This is a genomic window from Rudaea sp. 3F27F6, from assembly GCF_005503555.1.
Lineage (GTDB): Bacteria > Pseudomonadota > Gammaproteobacteria > Xanthomonadales > Rhodanobacteraceae > Rudaea.
On sequence record NZ_SCNG01000003.1, the window covers coordinates 150,984 to 176,288 of the forward strand.

Consider the following 25,305-nt stretch of genomic DNA (forward strand, 5'->3'; position numbering starts at 1 on the left):
ATCTCAGCCGCCTTTGACGAACCTGCGCAGCGACGGCAGGTTGCGCCGGCTCACTTCGAGCTGCTCGTCGCTGTCGGCGAGGCGGACGAAAACGCGCTCGTCGCCTGTGCGCACGAGCGCGGCGAGGCGGTGCTTGGCGACGAGGCAGTTGCGGTGGATGCGCACGAAACGTTCGTCGAACTCGGCTTCGAGCGTCTTCAGCGATTCCTCGACGAGCACTTCGCCGCGCGCGTGGTGCACGCGCACGTACTTGTCTTCGGCGATCAGATAATCGATGTCGGCGACCGGAACGAGGACGAGGTTGCCGCGCATGCGCGCACACAGGTGGGTGCGGTTCGGCGGCCGTGCCGCGGCGGACTGCACCGTGGCGACCGCCGCGCCGCTGTAGCGCCGCGCGCGCGTGAGCGCGGCCTGCAGGCGTTCGAGGCGGATCGGCTTGACCAGATAGTCGACCGCGTTCGCCTCGAACGCGGCGAGCGCGTGCTCGTCGTAGGCGGTACAGAAGATCACCGCGGGCGCCGGCTCGAGCATGGCGAGATGACGCGCGGCTTCGAGGCCGCTCATCAGCGGCATATTGACGTCGAGCAGAATCAGATCGGGGGCGAGGCGCGAGGCCAGTTCGACCGCGCTGCGGCCGTCGCCGACTTCGGCGACGACGTCCACGCCGCCGGCTTCAGCGAGCAGGCTCGCCATGCGCGCGCGTGCGGGCGGTTCGTCGTCGGCAATCAGGGCCTTCATGGACGATGTTCCATACCTATCCGGCAACCCGATGTTTGTTGAAGAGTGCGGCCATGGGCAATTGCTTGCGCATTTCTGCCGTCAGGATGATGGCAGAAACAAGGTCACTTCGAAGTCCTCGGCGCCTTCGCGCACGTCGAGCGCGCCGCGCCGGCCGAAATGGTATTCGATCCGGCTGCGCGTGTTGGCCAGGGCCATGCCGTTCCGTGACGGCGTGCGCATACCTTCGCGCGGGCGCGGGTTGACGATGCCGACGACCACGCCGTCGGCATCGTTCTTGCCGCGCGTGCGCTGCGCGCGCAGGCTCACCGCGCCGCCTTCGGGCAGTGGCTGGATGCCGTGGTGGATCGCGTTCTCGACGAGCGGCTGCAGCAGCAGCGCCGGCATCGGCAGGTCGCGCGGCAGGTCGGCGGCGAAATCGACGTCCACGCGCAGGCGATCGCCGAGGCGCAACTGCTCGATCGCCAGATAACGCTGCGCGAGTTCGAGTTCGGCGCCGAGCGTGGACGGCTTGCCGTCGGCGCCGAGCGCGGCGCGGAACAGATCGGACAAGTCTTCGACCGCGTGCTCGGCTGCGTCGGGACGCGTGCGGATCAGACTCGCGATGGTGTTCATGCTGTTGAACAGGAAGTGTGGACGGATGCGCGCCTGCAGCGCGTCGAGGCGCACGTGCGCCTCGGCCTGCACGCGCGCGCGCCACTGCTCGATCACGTAGAAGTAGCGCAGCAGCGCGGCGCCGACGAGGGCGGCGAGGGCGGTGTTGCGCAGCACGAAGCGCATGCCGAGCGGCGCCGGCAGGGTCAGCCCGGCGCCGAGTTCCTGGTCGAGCGAGAACACGACCGCGCTGCCGACCGCGACGATGGCGAGAATGATCGCGTAGGCGACGAGCACGCCGGCGAGCGGCGCGAGCCGCGCGAGCGACGTGCGCAACTGGCACAGGCAGACGATGCAGACGAGGGTGAGCCACTGCGCGAATACGGTCGCCGTGCCGAGGCGTGGCAACAGTTCGCGCGATTCGTCGCTCGGCGCGAGCATGATCACGACGATGAGCAGTTCGGCGACGAGCATCGCCGCGAGCAGCACCGGCAGCGAGCAGAAATCCGGCAGCCACGGCGCGGTCGCTGCGGGCAGTTTTGCGGCGGACGGCGGGTTGGCGCTCATCGCGGCGCGCGCGGCCTCAGCGCAGGCGCGCGCCGAGCCAGCGGCGCAGCTCGAGGATTTCTTCCATGCAGACCTGGTGCGCCATCGGGTAGCTGTGCCACTCGACCGCGTAGCCGAGGCTCTGCAGATGATCGCGGCTCAGCATGCCGAGCGCTTGCGGCACGATCGGGTCGGCGCTGCCGTGGCCCTGGAAAATCGGTATCGCACGGTTCGCCGCGCTCGCTTCGGCCGCAGTCTTTTCGGCGAGCGGCAGATAAGTCGAGAGAGCGACGATGCCGCCGAGCTTCTGTGCGTGGCGCACGCCGCCGGCAAGAACGATCGCGCCGCCCTGGGAGAAGCCGGCGAGAACGATGTTCTCGGCGGCGATGCCGCGCTCGACTTCGCGCGCGATCAGTTGTTCGAGTTCGCCGATCGAAGCGCGGATGCCGGCTTCGTCCTGCTTCTGCGCGATGTCCATGCCGGCGATGTCGTACCAGGCGCGCATCGGCATGCCGCCGTTGACCGTGACCGGTCGCACCGGCGCATGCGGAAACACGAAACGCAGCGCAGGCCACGCGCGGTCGACCAACTCGGGCACGATCGGCTCGAAATCGTGGCCGTCGGCGCCGAGGCCGTGCAGCCAGATCACGGCGTGTTTCGGGTTGGCAGCGGTTTCGATTTCGACGGCGGGCAGAGGCATGAAGTGTTCCGGTTCGACGGTGCCGCATGGTGACGCTTTTCCTGCGCGGAGTGAAGACCGGCGCGGCGCGGTTCGTCACACCGGCCGAGCCGGCCCGGCGATGCGAACGAAGCCGGCCGCAACGAATTGCGCGCCAAGGGACTCGTGACTTTCGGCTGCTGGCGGCCGCGCCGGCCTCGGCTATGCTGCGCGCTTTGCGCGCAACCGGAAAACCACGCATGTCACGCCGTCTGCTCAGCCTGCTCACTGCTTCGCTCGTCTTCGCTTCCGCCACGGCACAGGCCGATCCTGCGCCGGCCGCCGCGGCCGCGCTGACCCTGGAAACCGTCATGGCCGATCCGGGCTGGATCGGCGCGTCGCCGCAGAACGCCTACTGGTCCGCCGACGGACGCGCGGTGTACTACTCGGCCAGGCGCAAGGATTCCGCGGTCGTCGACCTGCATCGCGTCGATCTCGCCGCGGGCCGCGACGGCGTCGTCGACGGTGCAGCGATGGCGACGAGCGACGGTACCGGCGCGGTCTACGATCTTGCCGGTACGCGCGCGGCGTTCGTGCGCAACGGCGACATTTTCGTGCGCGATTTGCGCAACGGCGCGCTGAGCCAGGTCACGCGTTCGGCGCAGGGCCATCGTCTTCCGCAGTTCTCCGCCGACGGACGCAGCCTGAGCTTTCGCGGCGGCGGCGACTGGTACGTCTACGATCTGACCGCCGGCGGCATCACGACCGTCGCCCAGGTCAAGGCGGAGAACGATCCCGAGGCGGCGCCGAAGGCCGACGATCTGCGCGATTTCCAACTGCGCACCTTCTCCACGCTGAAGAAGCTCAAAAACGACAAAGAAGCCCGCCGCGCGCATGCTGAGGAACTACGCCGCGCCGACCCCACGCGCGCGTCCGCGCCGTTCTACCTCGGCGACGAGGTGAAGGTGCTCGACACCGAGTTGTCGCCCGATGCGCGCTTCCTGCTCGTCGTGACCATGGCGAAGAAGCACGACGAGGGCAAACGCGGCGAGCTGACGCGCTACGTGACCGAGTCGGGCTACGAGGAGTTCGAGAAGGAGCGCGTGCGCGTCGGCCGCAATGCGCCCGCGCCGCAGTCGCTGCAACTGCTCGATCTGGTCGAGCACAAGGCGTATCCGCTCGCGCTCGACGCGCTGCCGGGCATCCACGACGACCCGCTCAAGAGTGTGCGCGAGGAGAATGCCAAGCTCGCCGACAAATCCGTCGGCGAGAAACCCGCAGCGGACAAGAAGGACGAGAAGAAGGACAAGGCCCCGGACAAGCCGAAGCCGCGTGGCGTGCGCATCGTCTCCAGCGCCGAGGACGGCGGTGGCGGCGGCATCGTCTGGAGCCGCGACGGCAAGGCGCTCGCGATCCAGTTGCGTGCGATCGACAACAAGGACCGCTGGATCGCGACCGTCGATCTCGACCGCCATGCGCTCGTGCCGCAGCACCGCCTGACCGATCCGGCCTGGATCAACTGGAACTTCAACGAATTCGGTTTCCTCAACGACCAGCGCACGCTCTGGTATGCCTCCGAGGAAACCGGCTATGCGCACTTGTATACCAAGGCGCCGGGCGGCAAGGCGGTCGCGCTGACCAGCGGCAAGTTCGAGGTGTCGCGTCCCGAACTGTCGAGCGACGGACGCTGGTTCTACGTGCGCGCCAATCAGGAGGCGCCGTACGCCTACGACGTGTACCGCGTGCCGTCGGGCGGCGGCAAGCTCGAACGCATCACGCAGTACAAGGGCATGCAGGATTTCACCCTGAGCCACGACGGCAATCAATTGCTCGTCACGCATTCGTCGAGTTACGTCCTGCCGCAGCTTGCGATCGCGAATGCGGACGGCTCGGGTAGTCCGCGCGAACTCGGCGATACGCGCAGCGCGCAGTTTGCCGGCATGAGCTGGATTGCGCCGGAAATCGTCGAAGTGCCGTCGACGCATTTCAAGGGCGTCGTCTACGCGAAGCTGTACAAGCCGGCGAATCTCGACAAGTCGGCGAAGCACCCGGCGGTGTTGTTCATCCACGGCGCGGGCTATCTGCAGAACGTGCATCTGCAGTACCCGGCGTATTTCCGCGAGCAGATGTTCCATAACCTGCTCGTGCAGAAAGGCTATGTCGTGATCGACATCGACTACCGCGGCTCCGAAGGTTACGGCCGCGACTGGCGCACGGCGATCTACCGGCAGATGGGCCATCCCGAGCTGGAAGACATGCTCGATGCGAAGAAGTATCTGGTCGACAACTACGGCGTCGATGCCAAGCGCGTCGGCGTCTACGGCGGTTCGTACGGCGGCTTCATGACCCTGATGGCGCTGTTCCGCGCGCCGGGCGAATTCGCCGCGGGCGCCGCGCTGCGCCCGGTCACCGACTGGATGCAATACAACCACGAATACACATCGAACATCCTCAATACGCCGCAGGACGATCCGATCGCCTACAAGCGTTCTTCGCCGATCGAATTTGCCGACGGCCTCAAGGACGCGCTGCTGATCTGCCACGGCGTGATCGACGACAACGTGCTGTTCGAGGATTCGATGCGCCTCTATCAGCGTCTGATCGAACTGCACAAGGACAACTTCACCATCTCGCCTTATGCGCTCGACCGCCACGGCTTCACCAACGCCGATTCCTGGCTGGACGAGTACAAGCGCATCTACAAGCTGTTCGAGACGAACTTGAAATAAGCTGTCGCCATCGTCGCGGCGCCTGCCGCGACGATGCGCACCCAAGTTCACGACGGAGCGACCTCATGCGTATCCATGCCCTGACTCCGATTCTCAACGTCAGCGACATTCAGCAAAGCTTCGACTGGTTTGCCAAGTTCGGCTGGCGCAAGGGCTTCGAGTGGGGCGAGCCGCTGAGCTTCGGCAGCGTCTGCACCGACACCTGCGAAATTTTCCTCTGCCGCGGCGCGCAGGGCAGCCGCGGCAAGGGCAGCAATACGACGACGTTCGGCGACGAGGCAAACGGTGAAACCGCCGACAAGGGCGTGTGGATGTCGCTCTGGGTCGACGACGTCGACGCGGCGCATGCGCACTGCGTTGCGCAGGGCCTCGAAGTGATGTTCCCGCCGACCGACATGCCCTGGGGCGTGCGCGAGATGCACATCCGCCATCCCGACGGGCATATTTTCCGCGTCGGCCGCGGAACCGAAGAGCAGGGCTAAGGCTGCTGTGCCGTCGAAGTCGCGGGATGCTGCAGATAGACGTGCAGGATCTGCTTGACCAGTTCGTGCGGGGAGGACGCCTGCAGGTTGGTCAGCACGATCGCGGTGAGATGGCTTTCGGGCAAGGTGGTAATCCACACCGCCGCGCCGCCGCCCGATGAGATGCCGGGTTGTCCTTCCACCGGATAGGGCACGAATTCGAGACCGAACATGCCGGTCTTGCCGTCGCGCAGTTTGTACAAGGTGCCCATCATCGCGAGCGCCGCCGGCTTGATCACTTTGCCGCTCCACAGCGCAGCCTCCCAGCGCGCCATCGCGTCGATGTTTCCGTTGAGCGAGGCGGCGGGGGTCGCCCAATCGGGAAATCCCTTCGATCCGAAAGCGTGGATACCCGACTGGGAAAATACCGGCGCGCCGTTCGCGTCGATCTGCAGCTTGGAGCGGTCCGCGGTCGGTTCCAGCGCGGTATACAGCGACGCGCGGCCCGGGATGATTTCCCAGCCGTCGCCCCAGCGCATGCTCGATATGCCGAGCGGCTTGAGCAGCCGGTCTTCGACGAATGCCTTGTAAGGCTTGCCGCCGATGCGTTCGATGATATTGCCGAGCAGCATGAACTCGACCTGGTTGTAAACCATCTTCACGCCGGGCTCGCCGACCGGCTTCGTCGCGAGCAATTTCATCAGTTCCGCCTGCGTGCCCGCGAGCGGCAGCACGTTGACGTCGTCCGCCGCGATGCCGTCTGGCAGGCCCGAGGTATGCGACAGGCAATGGCGTATCGTGACCGGCGCCCACGCGGCCGGAAGCTCCGGCAGATAGTCGCGGATGGATTTGTCGAGCGACAGTTTCCCTTCCTCGACCAGGGTCATGATCGCGATCGCGGTGAATTCCTTGGTCGTCGAGGCGAGCGTGAACAGGGTGTCGTCGGACACCGGCGCCTTCAGTTCGACATTCGCCAGACCGTAGCTGGACTTTTTCACCACCTTGCCGTCCTGGATGACGGCTATGGATGCGCCGGGAATCTTTTTCGCCGCCATGTACTGCGTGACGACGCGATCGGCTTCGTCGCCTGCCGCGGCCTGCGGTGAGGCGGCTTGCGCCTGCAAAGAGAAAGCGCTGGAAAAAAGGGCGCACGAGACGACGATCAGTGCCTTCAGCATGACCTGGCTCCTTCGATGGTGGCCAAGCGCCCAAGGGCTTGGTCTGGCTCGATTAGATATCCCGATGCACAACGCGCACATGTGCCGAAAGCAACTCTTCGGATTGCCGCCGTTGTTCGCGCTGCGCAGCGCGTGCGGAAAACTACGAAAACGGAAGCGGCGCTTGCACGGGATGAATCGAAGACTTGCCGGAGCGCGGCCGCGCAAGCGGCCCGACTGCCGAAGCACGGTCCGATCCGTCCCGTTTCCGGTACAGCGGCGCAGCGATGCGGGCCGTGGTCTCCGCGTCGTTCCCAGCAGAAGGCAAACCGTGGATACTGCATCCATGCCGCAGCCGGTCCGCCTTCCCGCTCCGCACTCCGATCGCTGTCCTCGCGAGGACACAAGACGCGCATGAGCACGTCGCGGCGAGCGCTCGGTCTGTGGTCGGCCACCGCGCTCGTCGTCGGCAACATGATCGGCTCCGGCGTTTTCCTGCTGCCCGCGTCGCTGGCGCCGTACGGTCAGGCGAGTCTCTACGGCTGGGCTCTGTCGGCGACGGGCGCTTTGCTGTTGGCCGGCGTGTTCGCGTATCTGTCGCGACGCCATCCGATCGCCGGCGGCCCGTACGCTTACGCGCGCATCGCCTTCGGCGAGTTCACCGGATTCATCATGGCGTGGAGCTACTGGATTTCGGTCTGGTGCGCGGTCGCCGCGATCGCGGTCGCGTTCGCCGGCAGCATGGCGGTGATTTTCCCCGCACTTGCGCTGCCGGGGCGCGAGGCGGCCTGCGCGCTGATCGTGCTGTGGCTCGGCACCGCGTTCAATATCGCCGGCGTGCGCACGGCCGGGATCGCGCAACTCGTCATCACCATTCTCAAACTCGTGCCGCTGTTCGTCGTCATCGCGGTCGGCGCGACCCGGCTCGACGCCGCGTCGTTCACCCCGTTCAATCCGAGCGGGCAGGGCTGGCTGCCGGTGACGACGATCACCGCGGCGCTCGCGCTGTGGGCGCTGCAGGGCATGGAGTGCGCGACGATCCCGGCCGAGCACGTGACCGATGCGGAGAAGACCATCGCGCGCGCGACCTTCATCGGCGTCGCGCTCGCCGCGGTGGTGACGATCGCCGCGTGCACGGTCGTGCTCGGGCTGGTGCCGCTCGATCGCTTGAAGATGTCGACCGCGCCGTTTGCCGACGCGGCGACGCGGCTCTGGGGCAGCGGTGCCGGCGTGGCGATGGCCGCGGCGATGGCGGTGTCCTGCCTCGGCGCGCTCAACGGCTGGATTCTCGTCCAGGGCCAGGTGCCGTACGCGGCGGCGCGCGACGGCCTGTTCCCTGCCTACTTCGCCAAGGTCGACGCGCACGGCACGCCGCGCATCGGCCTGGTCGTCGGCAGCGTGCTCGCGACGGTGCTCGTGGTGGCGAATTTCGCCGGCTCGCTGGTCGCCGTATTCACCGCGTCGATCCTCCTCGCCACGGCCGCGGCGCTGCTGCCGTACGCGTTCAGCGCGGCGGCGATGCTCAAGATCGAATGGCAGTCGCGCGAACCGTCGGCGTGGCGTCTCGCGGTCGCCGGGTTCGCCTTGGTCTACGGGATCTGGGCGCTGATCGGCACGGGGGCCGAAGCCTTGCTCTGGGGCGCCGGCCTGCTGCTCGCGGCATTGCCGTTCTACGTTTTGCGCCGTCGCGAGTATTTTACCCGCTCGTCGGCCTGACCAAAAGACTATCGCCGTCACGGTATCTGCGGCAGGATACGCATCCTCGCGCGCTGCCCTCTCTCGCCCATGTCCTCAATGCAAAGGCCGAATCACGCCCTGACCCAGGGTGCGATCGGCAAGACCCTGTTCCTGTTTACGCTGCCGATTCTCGCCGGCAACGTGCTGCAGTCTCTCAACGGTTCGGTCAACGCGATCTGGATCGGCCACGGCCTTGGCGAAGCCGCGCTCGCGGCCGCGTCGAACGCGAACACGATCCTGTTCTTCCTGCTCGGCGCCGTGTTCGGCATCGGCATGGCGGCGACGATCCTGGTCGGCCAGAGCATCGGCGCGAACGACATCGCCCAGACCAAGCGCGTGATCGGTACGAGCCTGGTGTTCTTCGTCGTCGCCTCGGTAGCGATCGCCGTGGTCGGCCTCATCCTTTCCGAACCGCTGATGGAATGGATGCGCATGCCGGCGGACGCCAAGCCGCTCGCAATCGCCTATCTGCGCGTCATCTTCCTCGCGATTCCGTTCGTCTATGTGCTGACCTTCATTGGCATGACCCTGCGCGGCGCGGGCGATGCGCGCACGCCGTTCATCTTCCTTGCGGTGAACGTCGTGCTCGACATCGTGCTCAACCCGCTCTTCATCTTCGGCTTCGGCCCGGTGCCGGCCATGGGCATCGCCGGTTCGGCGACGGCGACCCTGGTCGCGACTGTGCTGAGCCTCGTCGGCGTGATCGCGTATCTGTACAGCAGCAAGCATTTCCTGCGCATCGGCCGCGACGAACTGCATCACCTCAAGATCGATCCGACGATTCTCAAGTCGCTGATCGTCAAGGGCGTGCCGATGGGTCTGCAGATGGTCGTGATGTCGACGTCGATGATCGCGATGATCTCGCTGGTCAACAGCTTCGGCGCACACACCACGGCGGCGTATGGCGCCTGTTTCCAGTTGTGGAACTACATCCAGATGCCTTCGCTCGCGGTCGGCATGGCCGCGTCGAGCATGGCCGCGCAGAACGTCGGCGCGGGCTTGTGGGATCGCGTCAATAAAGTCGCGATGACCGGCGTCGGCTACAACTTCCTGCTGACCGGCAGCCTCGTGGTGATCGTCTACCTGTTCAACCGCGGCGCGCTCGGCCTGTTCCTGCCGGCGGACGGCGGTGCGATCGAGATCGCACAGCACATCAACCACATCGCGGTCTGGTCGTTCATCCTGTTCGGCATCTCGTTCGTGCTCGCCGGCGTGGTGCGCTCGACGGGCGCGGTGATCCCGCCGCTGATCATCCTCGTCATCTCGCTGTGGGTCGTGCGCATTCCGTTCGCCTATTCCTTCGTCAATAGCTGGGGCGCGGACGCGGTCTGGTGGAGCTTCCCGGTCGGCTCGGCCGTGTCGATGACCTTGTCGGCGCTGTACTACCGCTACGGCGGCTGGCGCAAGGCGCGCATGCTGGCGTCGACCGCCGCGGCGCGGCCGTAAGGGCACGATTCACCACACGCAGCTCTGCTTTTGATCCGTCTTTTGATCTGTCTTTTGATCTCGGGTCCCCGTCAGCCGCGGCGAGGGCATGACGGATCAGCCCGCAGGGGCCGCGCGATGGATCGCGCGGCGTTCGCGAACGTACATGGATGTACGTCGAGCGAACCCCGGCATGCCATCGCGAACCCGTAGCGCGCAGCGCGAAGGGCGCGGCTCCCGGGGCGGCGTTTCTTTGGTTACTTTCTTGTCGCTGTAGACAAGAAAGTGACCCGCTCGTCCAAAGGACGAGTGGAAGCTCTGCTTTGTTCGAAAAGCGGCCCGCATGCCGGACGCAATTCCGGCAGGGGGACGCTGGAACAAAGAGCAAATCCGCCGAAGGTGCCAAGCGCGTCAGCGCTGACAGCGCGGACAATAGAACGTCGAGCGCTGACCGAGCGTGACCACGCGAATCGGCGTGCCGCAGACCTTGCACGGTTCGCCCGCGCGGCCATAGACGAACAACTCCTGCTCGAAGTAGCCCGGCGCGCCGTCGGGCGAGATGAAGTCGCGCAGCGTGGTGCCGCCGCGCGTGATCGCGTAGTCGAGGATGCGCTTAACTTCCTGCGCGAGCCGTTCGTAGCGCGCGAGCGAGACCGAGCCGGCCGCGCGGCTCGGATGGATGCCCGCGGCGAACAGCGCCTCGGCGGCATAGATGTTGCCGACGCCGACGACGATCTTCTGGTCCATCAGGAAGGTTTTCACCGGTGCGGCGCGGCCGCGCGACATTTTCCACAAGTACACGCCGTCGAAGCCGTCGCCGAGCGGCTCGGGGCCGAGGTCGGCGAGCAGTTCGTGGGTCGTGCCGAGCGGCTGCCAGAGTTGCGAGCCGAAGCGGCGCGGGTCGGTGTAGCGCAGGATGCGTCCGTCGTCGAGCCGCCAGTCGACGTGATCGTGCGTGCCCGCTTCGGTCGTGCCGGCGAGCACGCGCAGCGAGCCCGACATGCCGAGATGCAGCAGCGCGCTGCCGGCTTCGGTATGCACGAGCAGGTATTTCGCGCGGCGCTCGACAGCGTCGACGCGCTGGCCGGGCAGTTTCTCGCGCAGGGTGCGCGGAATCGGCCAGCGCAGGCGCGGCTGGCGCACGATGACCGCGTCGATGCGGTGGCCGAGCAGATGCGGCGCAATACCGCGGCGCGTGGTTTCGACTTCGGGCAGTTCGGGCATGGCTTATTGTGCCAGCGCCGACGCCATCGTGCGCTGAGGCCGGCGCAACTCAGCTCTGACGCGGTTTGTAGAAAGCGTAGATCGCGAGCCCGACGACGAAGTAGCCGCCGATGATCGTCGCCGGAAAGACGTCGCCGTGCGCGGCGCGGATCAGAATGTCGATAAGCAGCGGCAGCGCCATCAGCGCGGCGAAGAGGATGCCGAGCACGGGCACGATGCCGATCCACCAGCCGCCGAGCATGATGCCGCCGAGCGGCACGCGGAACGGGCGCGGCCGTTCGGGCTCGACCGCGCGCAGACGCATCACCGCGGCGCAGACGATCGCGAACGCGAGCGCGGTGCCGAGGCTGATCAGATCACCGAGCACGGAAATCGGCATGAACGCCGCGAGCAGAGACATGACCAGGCCGACGTACAGCGTGCCGCGCCGTGGCGTGCGCGTTTTCGCGTCGATGCGCGCGAACACTTCCGGCAGCATGCGGTCGCGCGCCATCGCGTAGAAGACGCGGCTCTGGCCGTAGATCGAAGTCAGCAGCACCGACAGCAGGCCGATCACCGCCGCGCTCTTGATCGCGAGGCCGAGTGCGGGCAGGCGCATCGCGTCGACCGCGAGCGCGAGCGGATCGGCGACGCCGAGCTGGCGGTACGGCACGATCCCGGTCATCACCGCCGCGACCGCCATGTAGAGCAGGGTGCAGATGGTCAGCGTGGAGAAGATGCCGATCGGCAGATCGCGCTGCGGATTGCGCGCTTCGGCGGCGCTGGTCGATACGGTCTCGAAGCCGACATAGGCGAAAAAGATCGCCGAGGCGCCGCGCAGCACGCCGGGCCAGCCGAACTCGAAGTTGCTCTGCGCGGGCGGCACGAACGGAATGAGATTGCCCGGATCGACGAAGGCGACGCCGATCGCGGCAAACACGACGAGTGCGGCGATTTTCAGCAGGACGACAGCGGTGTTGAACGCGACCGACTGCGACAGGCCGCGCATGAGCACGGCGGTCACCACGAGCATCGCGCCGGCGGCGAGCACGTTGACGCCGCCGCCGAAACGCATCCGATATTCGTCGCCGACGCGTTCGAGATCGAACAGCGGCGTGGTCAGCGTGGCCGGCAGATGCAGGCCGAGCTGGTCGAGCAGGGCTGTGGCGTAGCTGGCGAAGCCGACCGCGACGGTCGCGGCGGCGATGCCGTATTCGAGCAGCAGGAGCCAGCCCGCGCACCAGGCGGCGAACCGGCCGAAAGTCAGCAGCGCGTAGGAATAGCTCGATCCCGACATCGGCATGGTCGCCGCCAGCTCGGCGTAGCAGAACGCGGTGAAGCCGCAGGCGATCGCCGCGATCACGAAAGACAGCACCACGGCCGGCCCGGCGTGGAACGCGGCGGCCGATCCGGTCATGACGAAGATGCCTGCGCCGATCACCGAACCGATCCCGATCAGGGTGAGCTGAAGCGGGCCGAGGCTGCGCGCCAGTCCGTGTTCGGCGGCGTCGTCGGCCGCCAAGTTTTGAAATTTATCTTTCATAATGTATGTTATGACATCTTTCTATCATTCTTGTCCAGAGGCGGAAAACGCCATGCGCACCGACATCCGGCACGAACGCTGGGAGCTGGCCGCTCCGTTCGTGATCGCGAGCGAAACTTATTACTACGCCGACGTGATCGTGGCGACCTTGGAGCACGACGGTGCGGTCGGCCGCGGCGAATGCACGCCGACCAGTTTTTATAATGAGACGATCGAAGGCGTGCTCGCCACCACGCGCGCGCTCGCCGCGCGCCTCGCCGCGGGCGAGCCGTGGCAGCGCGTCCACGCCGACGCGCCGGCCGGTGCCGCGCGCAATGCGATCGATTGCGCCGTGTGGGATCTGCGCGCGAAGCAGGCGAACAAACGCGTCTGGGAACTCGCCGGCATCGCCGCGCCGCAGCCGGTGCGCACGGCGACGACGATCAGCATCGACAGCGCCGAACGCCAGGCCGAGCATGCGCGCGCGCTGGCCGCCGACGCGGGTGGCGCCGCGCTGATCAAGCTCAAGCTGGATGCCGCCGACGTGATCGCGCGCGTCGAGGCAGTGCGCGTGGCCGCGCCTATGGCGACGTTGATCGTCGACGCGAACGCATCCTGGGACGCCGCCCTGCTCGACGCGGTGATGCCTGCGCTGGCGCGCGCGGACGTTGCGATGATCGAGCAGCCTCTGCCGGCGAACGCCGATGCGGCGCTGGCCGACCTGCGCCACCTCGTGCCGATCTGCGCGGACGAATCGGCGCACGTCAGCACCGACCTCGCCGCGCTGCGCGGACGCTACGACCTGGTCAACGTCAAGCTCGACAAGACCGGCGGTCTGACCGAAGCGCTGCGTATGGTCGCGCAGGCGCGCGAGCTCGGCTTCGGTCTCATGGTCGGTTGCATGGAAGGCACTTCGCTCGCGATGGCCCCGGCCATGCTGATAGCCGGCGCCGCGCGCTTCGCCGATCTCGACGGCCCGCTGCTGATCGGCCGCGACCGCGACGATGGATTGCGCTACGAACGCGGCATCGTCTCGCCGCCGTCCGCCGCCTTGTGGGGATAGAGGAAGTTGTGTTATTTTTCTTTCATAAATATTAACAATGAAATTTTTCTAACATAAACGGATGGTGCCGTGATGACTGGAAAGATGCTTTTCGCTCTGTCGCTGTTGGTCAGCGCTTCCGCGTTCGCCGACGATTTCCTGATCCGCGACGCGCTGCTCGTCGACGGCACCGGTGCGCCGCCGCGTCGCGCGGACGTGCGCGTGGCGCACGACAAGATCGCCGCGATCGGAGAATTGAAACCGAATCCGGGCGAAGCCGTCGTGGATGCACACGGCCTCGCGCTTGCGCCAGGCTTTATCGACACGCACAGCCATCACGAAGACGGCCTTGACAAGAAACCCGACGCGATGCCCGTCGTCAGCCAGGGCGTGACCACGATCATCTCCGGTCAGGACGGCGGCTCCGAGATTCCGCTCGCCGATTTCTTCCGCAAGATCAAGGCCAAGCCGGCCGCGATCAACATCGCCTCGTACTCGGGGCACAACTCGCTGCGCGACAAGGTGCTCGGCGAGGACTTCAAGCGCAAGGCGACGCCGGCCGAAGTCGAGAAGATGCGCCAACTGCTCGCCGCCGACATGCAGGCCGGCGCGCTCGGTCTCTCGACCGGGCTCGAATACGACCCGGGCATTTACTCGGACAAGTCCGAAGTGCTGACGCTCGCGCGCGAGGCGGCGAAGTACGGCGGGCGCTATATCAGCCATATGCGCAGCGAAGACCGCGAGCTGTGGGCGGCGCTCGACGAGATCGTCAACATCGGCCGCGTGGCGAAGCTGCCCGTGCAGGTCAGCCACGCCAAGCTCGGCATGACCGACTGGTGGGGCCAGGCCGATCGTTTCCTCGGCGTGCTCGACAAGGCGCGCGCCGAAGGCATCGACGCGACGCTCGACGTCTATCCGTATCCGAACTGGCAGAGCACGCTGACCGTGCTCTGGCCGAAGCGCGATTTCGAGAACCGCGAAACCGCGGAGTTCGTGCTCAAGCATCTCGCGCCGGCCAACGGTTTATTGCTGTCGCGCTTCACGCCCGATCCGACATTGGTCGGCAAGACCGTGGCCGAGATCGCGCGCATGCGCGGCATCGACGAGCCCGCGGCGGCGATGGCGCTGATCCGCGAGAGTGAAACGAGCCACGGCGACATCGAAGTGATCGGCACGAGCATGGACGAGCGCGACATCGACAAGCTCATCGCCTGGCCGCACGCGAACATTTCTTCCGACGGCATGCTCAACGATCTGCATCCACGCGGCGCCGGTTCGTTCACCCGCGTGCTGCGCGTCTATGTGCGCGAGAAGAAGCTGCTGACCCTGGAGGAGGCGGTGCGCAAGATGAGTTCGCTCGCCGCCAAGCATATGGGCCTCGCCGACCGCGGCGAGATCCGCAACGGCGCCTACGCCGATCTCGTGTTGTTCGACCCGGCCACGGTGGCCGACCGCGCCACCACCAAGGAACCCGGCGCGCTGTCGGTCGGCGTGGCGCGCGTCTGGGTCAACGGCTCTCTGGTTTATCAAGACGGAAAAGCGACCGGTGCCCGTCCGGGCCGCGCGCTGCTCCGCGAAAAAGGACATTGAACGCATGCAAATCCAAGGACCTTATCTGCTGTTCCTCGGCGACACGCCGCGCCCGCTCGACGCAAAGACTGCGAGCGGCATTCTCGACTGGCGTCCCGAATTGTGCGGCGGCCAATACCGGCTCAGCAAGGACGCGGTCGATCTCGGCCTGCGCGACTACACGCCGGCCGAAGCGGCCGCGGCCGGAATCCGCACGATGGTGATCGGCGTCGCGCCGTTCGGCGGCGCGATCGAGCCGGAGTGGGTCGAAGCGATCCTCGCCGCGGTCCGCGCCGGGCTCGACGTCGCCAGCGGCATGCACACGCGCCTCGGCGACATTGCGGCGATCCGCGACGCCGCACGCGAATCGGGCGCGCAGTTGTTCGACGTGCGCCACGGCAACGGCACCTTCGACGTTGCCTCGGGACGCAAGCGCACGGGGCGCCGCGTGCTCACGGTCGGCGTCGATTGTGCGGTCGGCAAGAAGTACGCCGCGCTCGCGATCCATCGCGCGCTCGTGAAGCGCGGGATCGCCGCCGACTTCCGTGCGACCGGCCAGACCGGCATTCTGATCGCCGGCGGCGGCATCGCCATCGACGCGACGGTTTGCGACTTCACCGCGGGCGCGGCCGAGGCGCTGTCGCCTGGCAACGCGCCCGAACACTGGGATGTGATCGAAGGGCAGGGCTCGCTGTTCCATCCGGCTTATGCGGGCGTGAGCTTGGCGCTGCTGCACGGCTCGCAGCCCGACGCGCTCGTGGTCTGCCACGATCCGCGCCGCACGCATATCGACGGTTATCCCGACTATCCGCTGCCGACACTCGCCGCCTGCATCGCCTTGAACGAGCAGGTCGCGCGCCTGACCAATGCGCATGCGCGCGCCGTCGCGATCGCCATCAACACGCATCGCATGAGCGATGCCGAACGCGCGCGCGCGCTGGCCGCCGTGCGCAGTGAAACCGGCCTTGTCGCCTTCGATCCGATCGCGACCGGCGCCGACGCCGTGGTCGACGCGCTGATTCCGCAGCGCGAGGCCGTACTTTCCGAAGCCACTCCCTGAAGAGGAAAAACCATGCGCTGCTCCGCCGCTGCTTTTGCTTCGACATTGTTGACCTTCGCCGCTTCCGCACACGCCGCCGCCGATCCGGCCGCGGCGTCGGCGAAGATCTTCACCGAACTGACCACGGGCAAGCCGCAGCCCGGTTGCGCCGCGAGCGTGATGCGCGACGGCCGCGTGCTCTGGGCCGGGGGCTTCGGCTACGCCGACCTGGCGACGAAGCGCAAGATCACGCCCGATACGCTGTTCAATATCGCTTCGATCTCGAAACAGTTCACTGCGTTCGCAATCCTGCAGCTCGAAGCGGCGGGCAAGTTGTCGCTCGACGATTCGATCCGCAAGTTCCTGCCCGAACTGCCCGAATATGCGCAGCCGGTGACGATCCGCCACCTGCTTCATCACACCGGCGGTCTGCGCGACTACGACCTGCTCGCCAACATCAAGGGTATCGACTATGCCGACAAGCTCAGTGAAGACGATACGCTCAAACTGATGGCGCGCCAGCGCGGCACCGATTTCGTGCCGGGCAGCGAACACGTCTACAGCAATACCGGTTATGTCCTGCTCGCCGTGGTCGTCGAACGCGCGTCGAAACAGACGATGCGCGACTATGCCGCCGAACACATCTTCGGCCCGCTCGGCATGCGCGAGACGAGTTACGTCGATCACTATCCGGTCGACCTGCCCGCGCTCGCGCGCGGCTATAGGGACGACGGCAAAGGCGGCTATGCGATCGACGAATCCGCCTGGGAGCCGACCGGCGACGGCCAGGTGCATACCACGGTGCGCGAGCTAGCGCTGTGGGAGCAGAACTTCGCTACCGGCCGCGTCGGCGGCCGCGCCTTGGTCGAAAAGATGAGCGAGACCGGCGTGCTCAACAACGGCGACAAGCTCAACTACGCGATGGGCGTCAACGTCGGTCACTACCGCGGATTGCGCTCGATCGAGCACTCGGGCGGCTGGGCCGGCTATCACGGTTACTTGATGCGTTTTCCCGATCAGGGCGTCGGCGTCGCCGTACTGTGCAACGCGCCGAAGGCGGAGTCGCACGAATACACGACGAAGCTCGCCGACCTCTGGCTCGGCGACAAACTCGGCCCGGTCAATCCGACCGCCGACACGCCGCCGAACGAGAACGTCAAACGTCACGCCGGCGTCGCCGCATCCGCCGTGCAGCCGGGCATCTACGCGAACGACGTCGGCGGGGTGCTCGAAGTGCGCCGCGGCAAGTCGGGGCTGGAAATCCGTTCGTCCGAGGCCAAGGGCGTGATCGGCGCGGGGCAGGGCAACATCTACCCGCTGAGCGGCGGTGAGGAGATGGCCTACGTCGCTTTTCCTGCGAACGACCGCGTCGTCCTCGATATCGATCCGCACGTCTACAGTCTGCTCAAGCCGTGGCAGCCGAAATCGCTGCAGCCTTACGTCGGCAGCTATTTCAGCGACGACGCCGACATCGGCTTCACGGTGACGGGGGGCAAGGAAGGGCTCACGGCCAAGCTCGGTACGGAAACGACACGGCTGCGTCCGGTCGCCGAGAACAAGTTCCGCGCCGGGCATGCTGGCTTGATCGAGTTCCGCGCCGACGGCAGCGCCGTTCTGCTCACGCCCGATTTGCGTGGGGTCGTTTTCAGCAAAACGCATTGAGGATGAAGATGGCATCGACAGGGCGCGGCGCGCGACCGCTACGCCCTGTCGATCCTGCTTTTCGGCGGTTCGCGCTGCGTTCGGCTTAGACCTTGCGAAAGGTCAGCCCGGAGTAAAAAAGCTGGCTGCCGTCGTCGCTGAAGCGCACGACTTCGCCGGTGGTCTGCGGCCCGAGTCCGCCCGTCACGGCATGCGTCGCGCTGCCGAAGATGAGCGGGTACGCAAATTTGCCGGTGTTGTAGACCAGTTGCAGGCGCGGCTGGTGCGTGTCGAACGCGTTGATCTCGGCGGCGACGATGCGTTCGTTGCCCTGGATCTGGTAGCCGAACAGCTCGTAGCGTCCGATCCGTTCGCGCCATGCGACTGCGGTCGCGGAGTCCGGCTGACGATAGCCTTGCTGCCACACGCCGTCCGCGTCGATACGGAACAGCACGTGGTAAGGGCCGGCGTCGGCGAAGCGGTAGCGCACGCCGTCGAGGTCGGACTGGGTCGTCGTCGCCGCGGTCGCAAAGGGCTGGAAACTGCCGTCGGACAGACTCTTCAGACGCAACGTTTCGTCGCCGTCCACGAGCAGCAGATCGTTGCCGTCGCGCGAGACGAGAGCGAAGTCGCGCTTGCGCGCGTAGGCGCCGGCGCATTGTTTGAGCATCTCGGCCGACATCACGACGGGCGTTGCCTGTTTGTCGAGCGCGGGCAGTCGTGGCACCGGACGGATGTCCTCCACTTTGAGACCGTGGCTTTTCAATTTGTCGAACGCATATTCGTTGGCAAGACGGTCGCCGCCGACGGTGTTGACCAGAATGACCGCCGCGTCGCGCGTCTGCGGGAACAGCAGCAGTGCCGCATTGGCGAAGCCCGTGCTGCCGGCGTGGTACATGGCGAACGCAGTGGAGTTGCGGAAGGTGAACCAGCCGAGACCCTTGCGGTTGCTCTCGACGAGGATGTTCTCGTTCGACGGGGTGAACATCAGGCGCACGCTGTCGGCGTCGATCACGGCGTTCGATTTGCCGTGCCACGCATCCATCATCGCGATCGCGTAGCGCGAGAGGTCTTCCACATTGGAATACACGCCGCCGGCGGGCTGATCGCGCAATTCGAACGCAGGTGCGGTGCGGCCGTCGGCATAGTAGAGCACCGACAGCGGCGACAGGGCCGCGTCGCCGGCGAAACCGGAGTGCGACATGTTCAAAGGCGCGAGGACGTGCCGCCTCAGGTAATCCGGGTAGTCCTCGCCGCTGACGTTGCGAATCGCGACGCCGAGCAGGCTGTAGCCGATGTTGGAATACAGACCGATCGTCTGCGGCCACGCCGCCAGCTCGGTGTCGTTGAGCAGATCGACGACGTCGGTATAGCGCGCCTTCTCCAGCTCCGTGTACTTGAACACGTCGGTCGGCAGGCCCGAGGTGTGGTTCATCAGCGAACGCACCGTCACCTGCTGCAGATCGGCGCCGCGCGTGCCGATGCGCAGCTGCGGCACGTAGCGCGTGATCGGCACGTCGATGTCGAGCAACCCGCGCCGCTGCAACTGCATGATCGCGAGGGAAGTGAACGTCTTCGTGACCGAGCCTATGCCGACCACTGTGGCCGGCGACATGGCCGCGCCCGCGTTTCGGTCGGCCAAGCCGAAGCCTTCGGCCCAGGCCAGTCTGCCGTTTTCGACGAGAGCGGCGCTCGCGCCGACCAGCTTGCCGCGCGCCATGCGCTCGGCGACGAATCCGCGCAAAGCCGCGCTGCGATCGGCGGCGATGTCCGCTCTGTGATTGCTGCAAGCGCCGAGAACGGCCGCCGCCGCGGCTGCCACGGAGCTATGGATGAACGTACGGCGATGCATGACAGTCCTGCGCGGGGCAAAGGACGATTATTCCCGCGCACGAATCCTCGCCTCGACCGGCAAAAGTCATGCTTGCCGATCTGTGCAGCGAAAACTCAGGAGCCCGGCTCTTTGCGCCCGGGTTGGCCGATGTGGCCGACGAATTCCTGATACAGCTCGGACAATTGCGCGAGCCGCTTCTCGACGCCGCTGCCGAGTTCGAGCACAACGCCGTTGGCGAGCAGGCTCAGCGCGGCGAAGATCGGCAGCATCGTGTCCCAGAACAGGCCGCTCTCGGTCGGCAGGGCGAGTACGTGCGAAGTGTATTTGCGCGCCCAGTGACAGTATTTGTCGGTGACGATGACCAGGTTCAAGCCGAGATCGTGGCAATGCCGCGCGAGAGTTTGCGCCTGGCGCGAATAGCGCCGCGTCTCGACGATCACCACGCAGTCGTTCTTGGTGCCGTCGAGCAGGATCTCGGAGAAATGGCCCGCGGAAAGATCGGTGACGCGCACGCCGGCACGCACGTACTGCAGCAGGTGAGCGAAATGGCCGGCGAGTCCGCGCTCGGTCTGGAAGCCGACCACATGCAGGTTCGCCGCGTGCGCGAGACGCTCGACGATGGCCTGCCATTCGGGCGTGCCGGCGAGACGGTAGACTTCGACGAGCGCGGCGATGTTGAGGTCGAGATCGCGCTGCAGCGCCGGCTGGCCCGAGCCGGCCTGGAGCACCGAACGCAGGCCGTCGCCGATCGGCCACGGCGCGACGGCGACGTCGAACTTGAACGCGTTCTTGAGTTCGCGGAAGTTGCGGTAGCCGAGGCGGCGGCAGAAGCGGCCTACCGTCACCGGGCTGATCGCGAGCTTGGCGGCGAGCGAATTCGCCGTCTCGAACGGGATGCCCTGGCGATTGGTCAGGAGAAAGTTCGCGATCAGGCGTTCGGACTCGGTGAACTGGTCCATTTCGCTTTCGATCTGGGCGAAGAGTCTCTGGTCCGCCTTGGGTTTTTGCCGCGGCACAGGCGCGTCCTTGTACTGTCCTCAACGATGACAGAAAGATAACATCGCCGCGCGCGAATGACACGCGCCGCGGCGGTCGGCGCGTGTCGCTGCTCCTTCATTTGCCGGCGCGGCCGAACTTCCAGTCGAACTCCAGCCACACCTGCCGGCCGAACGGGTTGTAGCTGCCGATGTTGTAGAACGGCGCGACGTTCCAGGTGCGATCCTTCGGCGGCATCGAATCCTTGATGTTGTTGACGATGAAGCTCAGGCGCATGGCATCGTTGACGTTGTAATTGATGCTGCCGTTGTAGGTGATCCACGGCGCCACCGTGCCGGCGCCCGGCGTGGCGAAGCCGGTCGTATTGCTCTGCGCGATGTAGTTCGGTGTCTTGCCGTAGCGGATGCCGAACAGCGTCGCCGACCACGCGCCGACGTCCCAAGTCACCGAACCGTTAAGGATGGTCTTGAACTGGGGGCCGCTCAGCTCGGTGTATGCGTAGTACGGGCTGCGCAGCATGTCGATCGCCGGTTCGCCCGGATACTGCTGCATCATGTGCTTCAGGGTGACGTTGTATTGCCCGGCGAAAGTGAGGCTGCCGTAGCGGCCGATGTCGAGCTTGTAGTCGAGCGAGGCGACGATGGCCGACGTGTTCTCCTTGGCGACGTTGATCGGCAGCACGGTCACGCTCTGCAACGCGTTCGGGTTGGCACTGTCGGCCGGGTTGCGCACGATCTGCGCGAGCGTGGCGACGCAGGTCGGCGACTTGATGTCGATCTGGCCGGTGCGGCAGGCGGCTTCGAGCTGCAGGGTGCCGTTCACGCTTTGCAGCAGCACTTCGTTGGAGATATTGATGTTGATGTAGTCGAGCTTGACGTCGAAGTCGGGCGTCGGCGAGAAGACCAGGCCGTAGCCCCATGACTTCGCCGTGATCGATTTCAGATTCTGGTTGCCGTAGTGCACGGTCTGGATGCTTTCGCGCGCGTACGGGCACTGGTCGATCGGCGTGCCCGGATAGCGCGTCTGGCACAGGTAGCTGTCGTTGAAGGTCTGGTACGCGCTGCTCTTGCCGCCGAAAACGTAGGACATATCGGGCGCGCGGAACGCGTTGCCGTAGTTGGCGCGCAGCAGCCAGGCGTCGTTCGGGCGGAATTCGAGGCCGAGCTTGTAGGTCGGATGCGCATCGGTACCGCCGCGGTGCTCGCTGTACTGGTCGTAGCGCGCAGAGAGATTGGCGGTCAGCATGCTCGTCAGCGGAACGCGTAATTCGCCGGCGAACGCCCAGTTGTTGCGCGTGCCGCCGCCCGAGGTGCCGGCGAGCTGAAGGAATTCGCCGTTGATCACGCGCGGATCGTTCGGATTGCTCCAGGCCTGACTGCCGATCTGCGCGACGCCGGCAAAACCGACCGCGCCCGCGGGCAGATTGAACAGTTCGGTGTTGGTGATCTGCAGGTTGAGATTCTGCGTCCAGGCGGAGTTCTTGCTGTGGATCACGCCGTTGAAACTCGCGTATTGCGCGGGCGTCAGCGGCTTGTAGAGATTGGCGATGTTCGGCGCATAGACCGGATAGCCGCTCGTGGTGCCGAGCTTGGGGCCGAGGAATTGCTTCTCGAAGAATTCGTTGATCGGCTTGGTCAGCGGCCACGGGCTCTTGTCGGCGACGTTGTTCTGCGAGCGCGAGTAGTAGAGGTCGTAGTCGAAGCCTTTGCCGAGCACACCTTTGATGCCGGCCCAGGCTGTGTAGGTGCGGCTGATCTGCGATTCGAGCATCGGCCACTGGCCGCCGGTTTCCTCGGGTGAGAAGACGCGCTCGAACATTTCGAAATTGTCGGTGTTCTGGTCGTAGAGCGGCTGGCCGCCGTTGGAACTCCAGGACGCCGAGTTCGAGCTGAAAGTCACCTTGCTGAGGCTGTAGACGAGATTGCCGTAGATCTGCGTTTCCTCGTCGAGCTTGTATTTGAGATTGGCGTAGGCGATCGCCGAGCGGTGCTTGTTGTTGATCGTGTTGTAGCCGTTGGCATATTTGCTGCCGCAGAAATAACCGTGGTTCGGCCGGTAATCGCGCGTGGTGGTGCCATTGAACAAGCCTTTCAGCGATCCGCAGGCGTCGCCCGGGTCGAGATAGTTTTTAAGCTCGTCGCTCAGGTCGGGGCCGTAGTTGTCGACTGCGAACGTGGGCACACCGTAGCGGCCACTCGGGTCGGGATTGGCGTCGGTCGAACGGGTCAACGCGCGCTGGCGCCCCCAGATCGGTTGCTGGTTGTTGAGCTCCGCGCCGAAGGTCAGATCGAGCTGGCCCCAACTGTGGCCGCCGAGAAATTGCAGGCGCTGATTCTCGCCGCCGCCGCCTTTGTAGCCGCCGGTGCGCAGGTTGAGTTCGAAACCTTCGACGCGGTCTTTCAGGATGATATTGACCACGCCGGCGATCGCGCTCGAACCGTAGATCGACGAGTTGTTGCCCGGCAGGATGTCGATGCGATCGACCATCCCGGTCGGGATATTGGTCAGGTCGACGATATTGCTCATGCCGTTGAACATGAGCGGGAAGTCGGCCATCGGATGGCCATTGATCATGATCAGGGTGAAACCCGGATCGAGGCCGAACAGCGAAATTTCCTGCGCGCCCGGGGTGAAGTTGGCGGTCGACTGGCTGTCCTGCACCGCGCCGTTGGCGAGCGGCATCTTGCGCAGCGCCTCGTAGACATTGGCAAAGCCGAGCTTCTGCATCTGCACGCTGCTGATCTGGATCGTCGGCGAGGCCGTTTCGATCTGCGCCTGCGGAATCAGCGAGCCGGTGACGACGACGCCGCCGAGTTCGGTCGTCTCCTTTTTCTTCGCGCCGTCCGCGGCGGAAGCGTCGGTGGTTTGCGCGAACGCGTGGGCGCATGCGAAGCCCGCAGCGAGGCCCATCAGGATCGATGACACGAGTACTCGTTGTTTCACTGCCCTCTCCCAGTTTTTTTGTAGAAAGCCGATGCCTGACTCGTGCTGGAAGCGCGGCGGCAAATGTTATTTTAATTTCAACAATATTCAAATGTCAGTTTATTGTCAAACGTTGTCGGCGCTCGGATGAACGGCGTGCGTGCGGCGCGTCGAGATGAGCAGGCAAGAAAAAACCCGCCTCGCGGCGGGTTTTCGGTTTCCGTTGGAGGAGTTTTTTTAGACGCGTTCGAGCAGCCCGACCGTGCCCGTGCCGCCGTCCGCGCAGAGCGAGACGATACCTCGCGCACCGACGGGCAATGCAGCGAGTTCCTTCGCCGCCTGGCTCAGCACGCGCGCGCCCGTCGCGGCGAACGGATGGCCGATCGAGATCGAGCCGCCATGCGGGTTGACGCGCTCCCACGGGAAGGCGCCGAGGTCGGCGTCGATACCGGCGCGCTCCTTGCGATAGGTCGCATCGGCAGCCATGCGCAGGTTGGCGACGACCTGCGCGGCGAACGCTTCGTGCACGTTCCACGAGGCGACGTCAGCGAACTTGAGCTTGTGCCGCGCGAGCAGGCGTGCGATCGCGCGCGCGGGCGCCATCAGCATGCCTTCGTCGCCGTTGATGTAGTCGATCGCGGCGAGTTCCCAGTCGACCAGTTTCACCGTCGGCTGCAGGCCGAGGCGGGCGAGGCCTTCGCGGTCGGCGACCCAGAGCGAGGCGGCACCGTCGGTCAACGGCGAGGCATTGCCCGCGGTGATCGTGCCGTGCTGCGCATCGAACGCGGGCTTCAGGCTGGCGAGTTTCTCGATCGAGGTGTCGCGGCGCGGCAGGTTGTCGGCACCGACGCCGTCGAACGGCAGGATCAGATCGTCGAAAAAGCCCTCGTCCTGGCCCTTGATCGCGCCCTGGTGGCTGAGCAGCGCACGCTGATCCTGATCGGCACGCGAGATGCCGAAGTGCTTGACCGTGTCTTCGGTGTGTTCGCCCATCGAGCGGCCGGTTTTGCGGTTCGCCCAACCGCGCGTCGGCAGGTTGAAATCGCCCGCGCCGATCTTGCTCAGGCGCTCGGCCGCCGCCGCGGGGTCTTTGGCGAACAGGAAAGTCAGCTCGTCGGCGACGCGCTGCTTCAGCGCGATCGGCACGTGGCTCATCGATTCGCTGCCGCCGACCAGGGCGAGATGGGCGCCGCCGCGGCCGAGCATCGCGCCGGCTTCGATCGCGCTCATGAAACTGGTCGAACAGGCGAGGGTGGTCGAGAAAGCGGGGATGGTCGGATCGATCTGCGCATCGAGCACAACTTCGCGCGCGATATTGGAGACGTCGGGGTGGGTGATGACCTGGCCCCAGATGACGAAATCCGGCCGCGCGCGCTGCGCCATCGCCTGCACGAGCGGCACGGACAGCGCGATCGAGGAATGCTTGGCGTAGACGCCGCCCGCCTTGACGAACGGGGTGCGCAGGCCGGGGGCGAGGAAGATGTCGTTCATG

At 65.8% G+C, this 25,305-nt stretch carries 18 protein-coding genes; 8 read left to right on the forward strand and 10 right to left on the reverse strand.

What is annotated here, in order from left to right; all coding sequences use genetic code 11:
• Positions 1 to 3: 3 nt before the first annotated feature.
• The 3 genes from FFS30_RS13425 to FFS30_RS13435 form a co-directional block, all read right to left on the reverse strand.
• Positions 4 to 738, reverse strand: coding sequence for a LytTR family DNA-binding domain-containing protein (locus FFS30_RS13425; protein ID WP_137913689.1), 735 nt, complete (start codon positions 736 to 738; stop codon positions 4 to 6).
• Positions 739 to 819: 81 nt separating this feature from the next.
• The gene (locus FFS30_RS13430) at positions 820 to 1,899 is read right to left on the reverse strand and encodes a histidine kinase (RefSeq protein WP_137913690.1); all 1,080 of its coding nucleotides are present in this window, start codon (positions 1,897 to 1,899) and stop codon (positions 820 to 822) included.
• Between the two features lie 16 nt (positions 1,900 to 1,915).
• Positions 1,916 to 2,578, reverse strand: coding sequence for a carboxylesterase (locus tag FFS30_RS13435; protein WP_137913691.1), 663 nt, complete (start codon positions 2,576 to 2,578; stop codon positions 1,916 to 1,918).
• 218 nt (positions 2,579 to 2,796) lie between these two features.
• On the opposite strand from FFS30_RS13435, the gene FFS30_RS13440 reads away from it, so the two are divergent.
• Positions 2,797 to 5,265 carry a prolyl oligopeptidase family serine peptidase gene (locus FFS30_RS13440; RefSeq protein ID WP_137913692.1) on the forward strand — a complete coding sequence of 823 codons (2,469 nt, stop codon included), beginning with the start codon at positions 2,797 to 2,799 and terminating at the stop codon, positions 5,263 to 5,265.
• A 65-nt stretch (positions 5,266 to 5,330) separates the two neighbouring features.
• A complete protein-coding gene (locus FFS30_RS13445) occupies positions 5,331 to 5,747 on the forward strand; it encodes a bleomycin resistance family protein (RefSeq protein WP_137913693.1) in 417 nt (138 codons plus the stop codon).
• Here the strand turns inward: FFS30_RS13445 and FFS30_RS13450 are convergent.
• The gene (locus FFS30_RS13450; protein WP_171014604.1) at positions 5,744 to 6,904 is read right to left on the reverse strand and encodes a serine hydrolase domain-containing protein; all 1,161 of its coding nucleotides are present in this window, start codon (positions 6,902 to 6,904) and stop codon (positions 5,744 to 5,746) included. The genes FFS30_RS13445 and FFS30_RS13450 overlap by 4 nt on opposite strands.
• Before the next feature lie 393 nt (positions 6,905 to 7,297).
• Here FFS30_RS13450 and FFS30_RS13455 point away from each other — a divergent pair, with 393 nt between their 5' ends.
• Together FFS30_RS13455 and FFS30_RS13460 are read left to right on the forward strand one after the other, a co-directional pair.
• A complete protein-coding gene (locus tag FFS30_RS13455; protein WP_137913695.1) occupies positions 7,298 to 8,599 on the forward strand; it encodes an amino acid permease in 1,302 nt (433 codons plus the stop codon).
• A gap of 78 nt (positions 8,600 to 8,677) precedes the next feature.
• Positions 8,678 to 10,066 (forward strand): MATE family efflux transporter, encoded by a 1,389-nt coding sequence (locus tag FFS30_RS13460; RefSeq protein WP_137914042.1) that lies wholly within the window; start codon positions 8,678 to 8,680, stop codon positions 10,064 to 10,066.
• Between the two features lie 390 nt (positions 10,067 to 10,456).
• On the opposite strand, the gene mutM is transcribed toward FFS30_RS13460, so the two are convergent.
• Entirely contained in the window at positions 10,457 to 11,269 is an 813-nt protein-coding gene (gene mutM, locus FFS30_RS13465; protein ID WP_137913696.1) for a bifunctional DNA-formamidopyrimidine glycosylase/DNA-(apurinic or apyrimidinic site) lyase, read from the reverse strand.
• 49 nt (positions 11,270 to 11,318) lie between these two features.
• Entirely contained in the window at positions 11,319 to 12,791 is a 1,473-nt protein-coding gene (locus FFS30_RS13470) for an amino acid permease (RefSeq protein ID WP_137913697.1), read from the reverse strand.
• A 52-nt stretch (positions 12,792 to 12,843) separates the two neighbouring features.
• Here FFS30_RS13470 and dgcA point away from each other — a divergent pair, with 52 nt between their 5' ends.
• The 4 genes from dgcA to FFS30_RS13490 all read left to right on the forward strand — a co-directional run bounded on the left by dgcA (position 12,844) and on the right by FFS30_RS13490 (position 18,082).
• On the forward strand, positions 12,844 to 13,833 hold the full coding sequence (gene dgcA / locus FFS30_RS13475; protein WP_137913698.1) for an N-acetyl-D-Glu racemase DgcA: 990 nt from the start codon (positions 12,844 to 12,846) through the stop codon (positions 13,831 to 13,833).
• 72 nt (positions 13,834 to 13,905) lie between these two features.
• Complete coding sequence (locus FFS30_RS13480) at positions 13,906 to 15,402, forward strand: D-aminoacylase (RefSeq protein WP_137914043.1); 1,497 nt, start codon at positions 13,906 to 13,908, stop codon at positions 15,400 to 15,402.
• 4 nt (positions 15,403 to 15,406) lie between these two features.
• Positions 15,407 to 16,441, forward strand: coding sequence for a DUF1611 domain-containing protein (locus tag FFS30_RS13485; protein WP_137913699.1), 1,035 nt, complete (start codon positions 15,407 to 15,409; stop codon positions 16,439 to 16,441).
• Between the two features lie 12 nt (positions 16,442 to 16,453).
• Positions 16,454 to 18,082, forward strand: a complete 1,629-nt coding sequence (locus FFS30_RS13490; RefSeq protein ID WP_137913700.1) for a serine hydrolase domain-containing protein — start codon at positions 16,454 to 16,456, stop codon at positions 18,080 to 18,082.
• 85 nt (positions 18,083 to 18,167) lie between these two features.
• Here FFS30_RS13490 and FFS30_RS13495 read toward each other — a convergent pair whose 3' ends face one another.
• The 4 genes from FFS30_RS13495 to FFS30_RS13510 form a co-directional block, all read right to left on the reverse strand.
• The gene (locus FFS30_RS13495; protein WP_137913701.1) at positions 18,168 to 19,913 is read right to left on the reverse strand and encodes a serine hydrolase domain-containing protein; all 1,746 of its coding nucleotides are present in this window, start codon (positions 19,911 to 19,913) and stop codon (positions 18,168 to 18,170) included.
• Between the two features lie 95 nt (positions 19,914 to 20,008).
• Positions 20,009 to 20,911: a MurR/RpiR family transcriptional regulator gene (locus FFS30_RS13500; RefSeq protein ID WP_249352443.1), complete on the reverse strand. Its 903-nt coding sequence runs from the start codon at positions 20,909 to 20,911 to the stop codon at positions 20,009 to 20,011.
• Between the two features lie 97 nt (positions 20,912 to 21,008).
• A complete protein-coding gene (locus FFS30_RS13505; RefSeq protein ID WP_249352445.1) occupies positions 21,009 to 23,834 on the reverse strand; it encodes a TonB-dependent receptor in 2,826 nt (941 codons plus the stop codon).
• 216 nt (positions 23,835 to 24,050) lie between these two features.
• The gene (locus tag FFS30_RS13510) at positions 24,051 to 25,304 is read right to left on the reverse strand and encodes an acetyl-CoA C-acyltransferase (protein ID WP_137913702.1); all 1,254 of its coding nucleotides are present in this window, start codon (positions 25,302 to 25,304) and stop codon (positions 24,051 to 24,053) included.
• Position 25,305 lies beyond the last annotated feature (1 nt).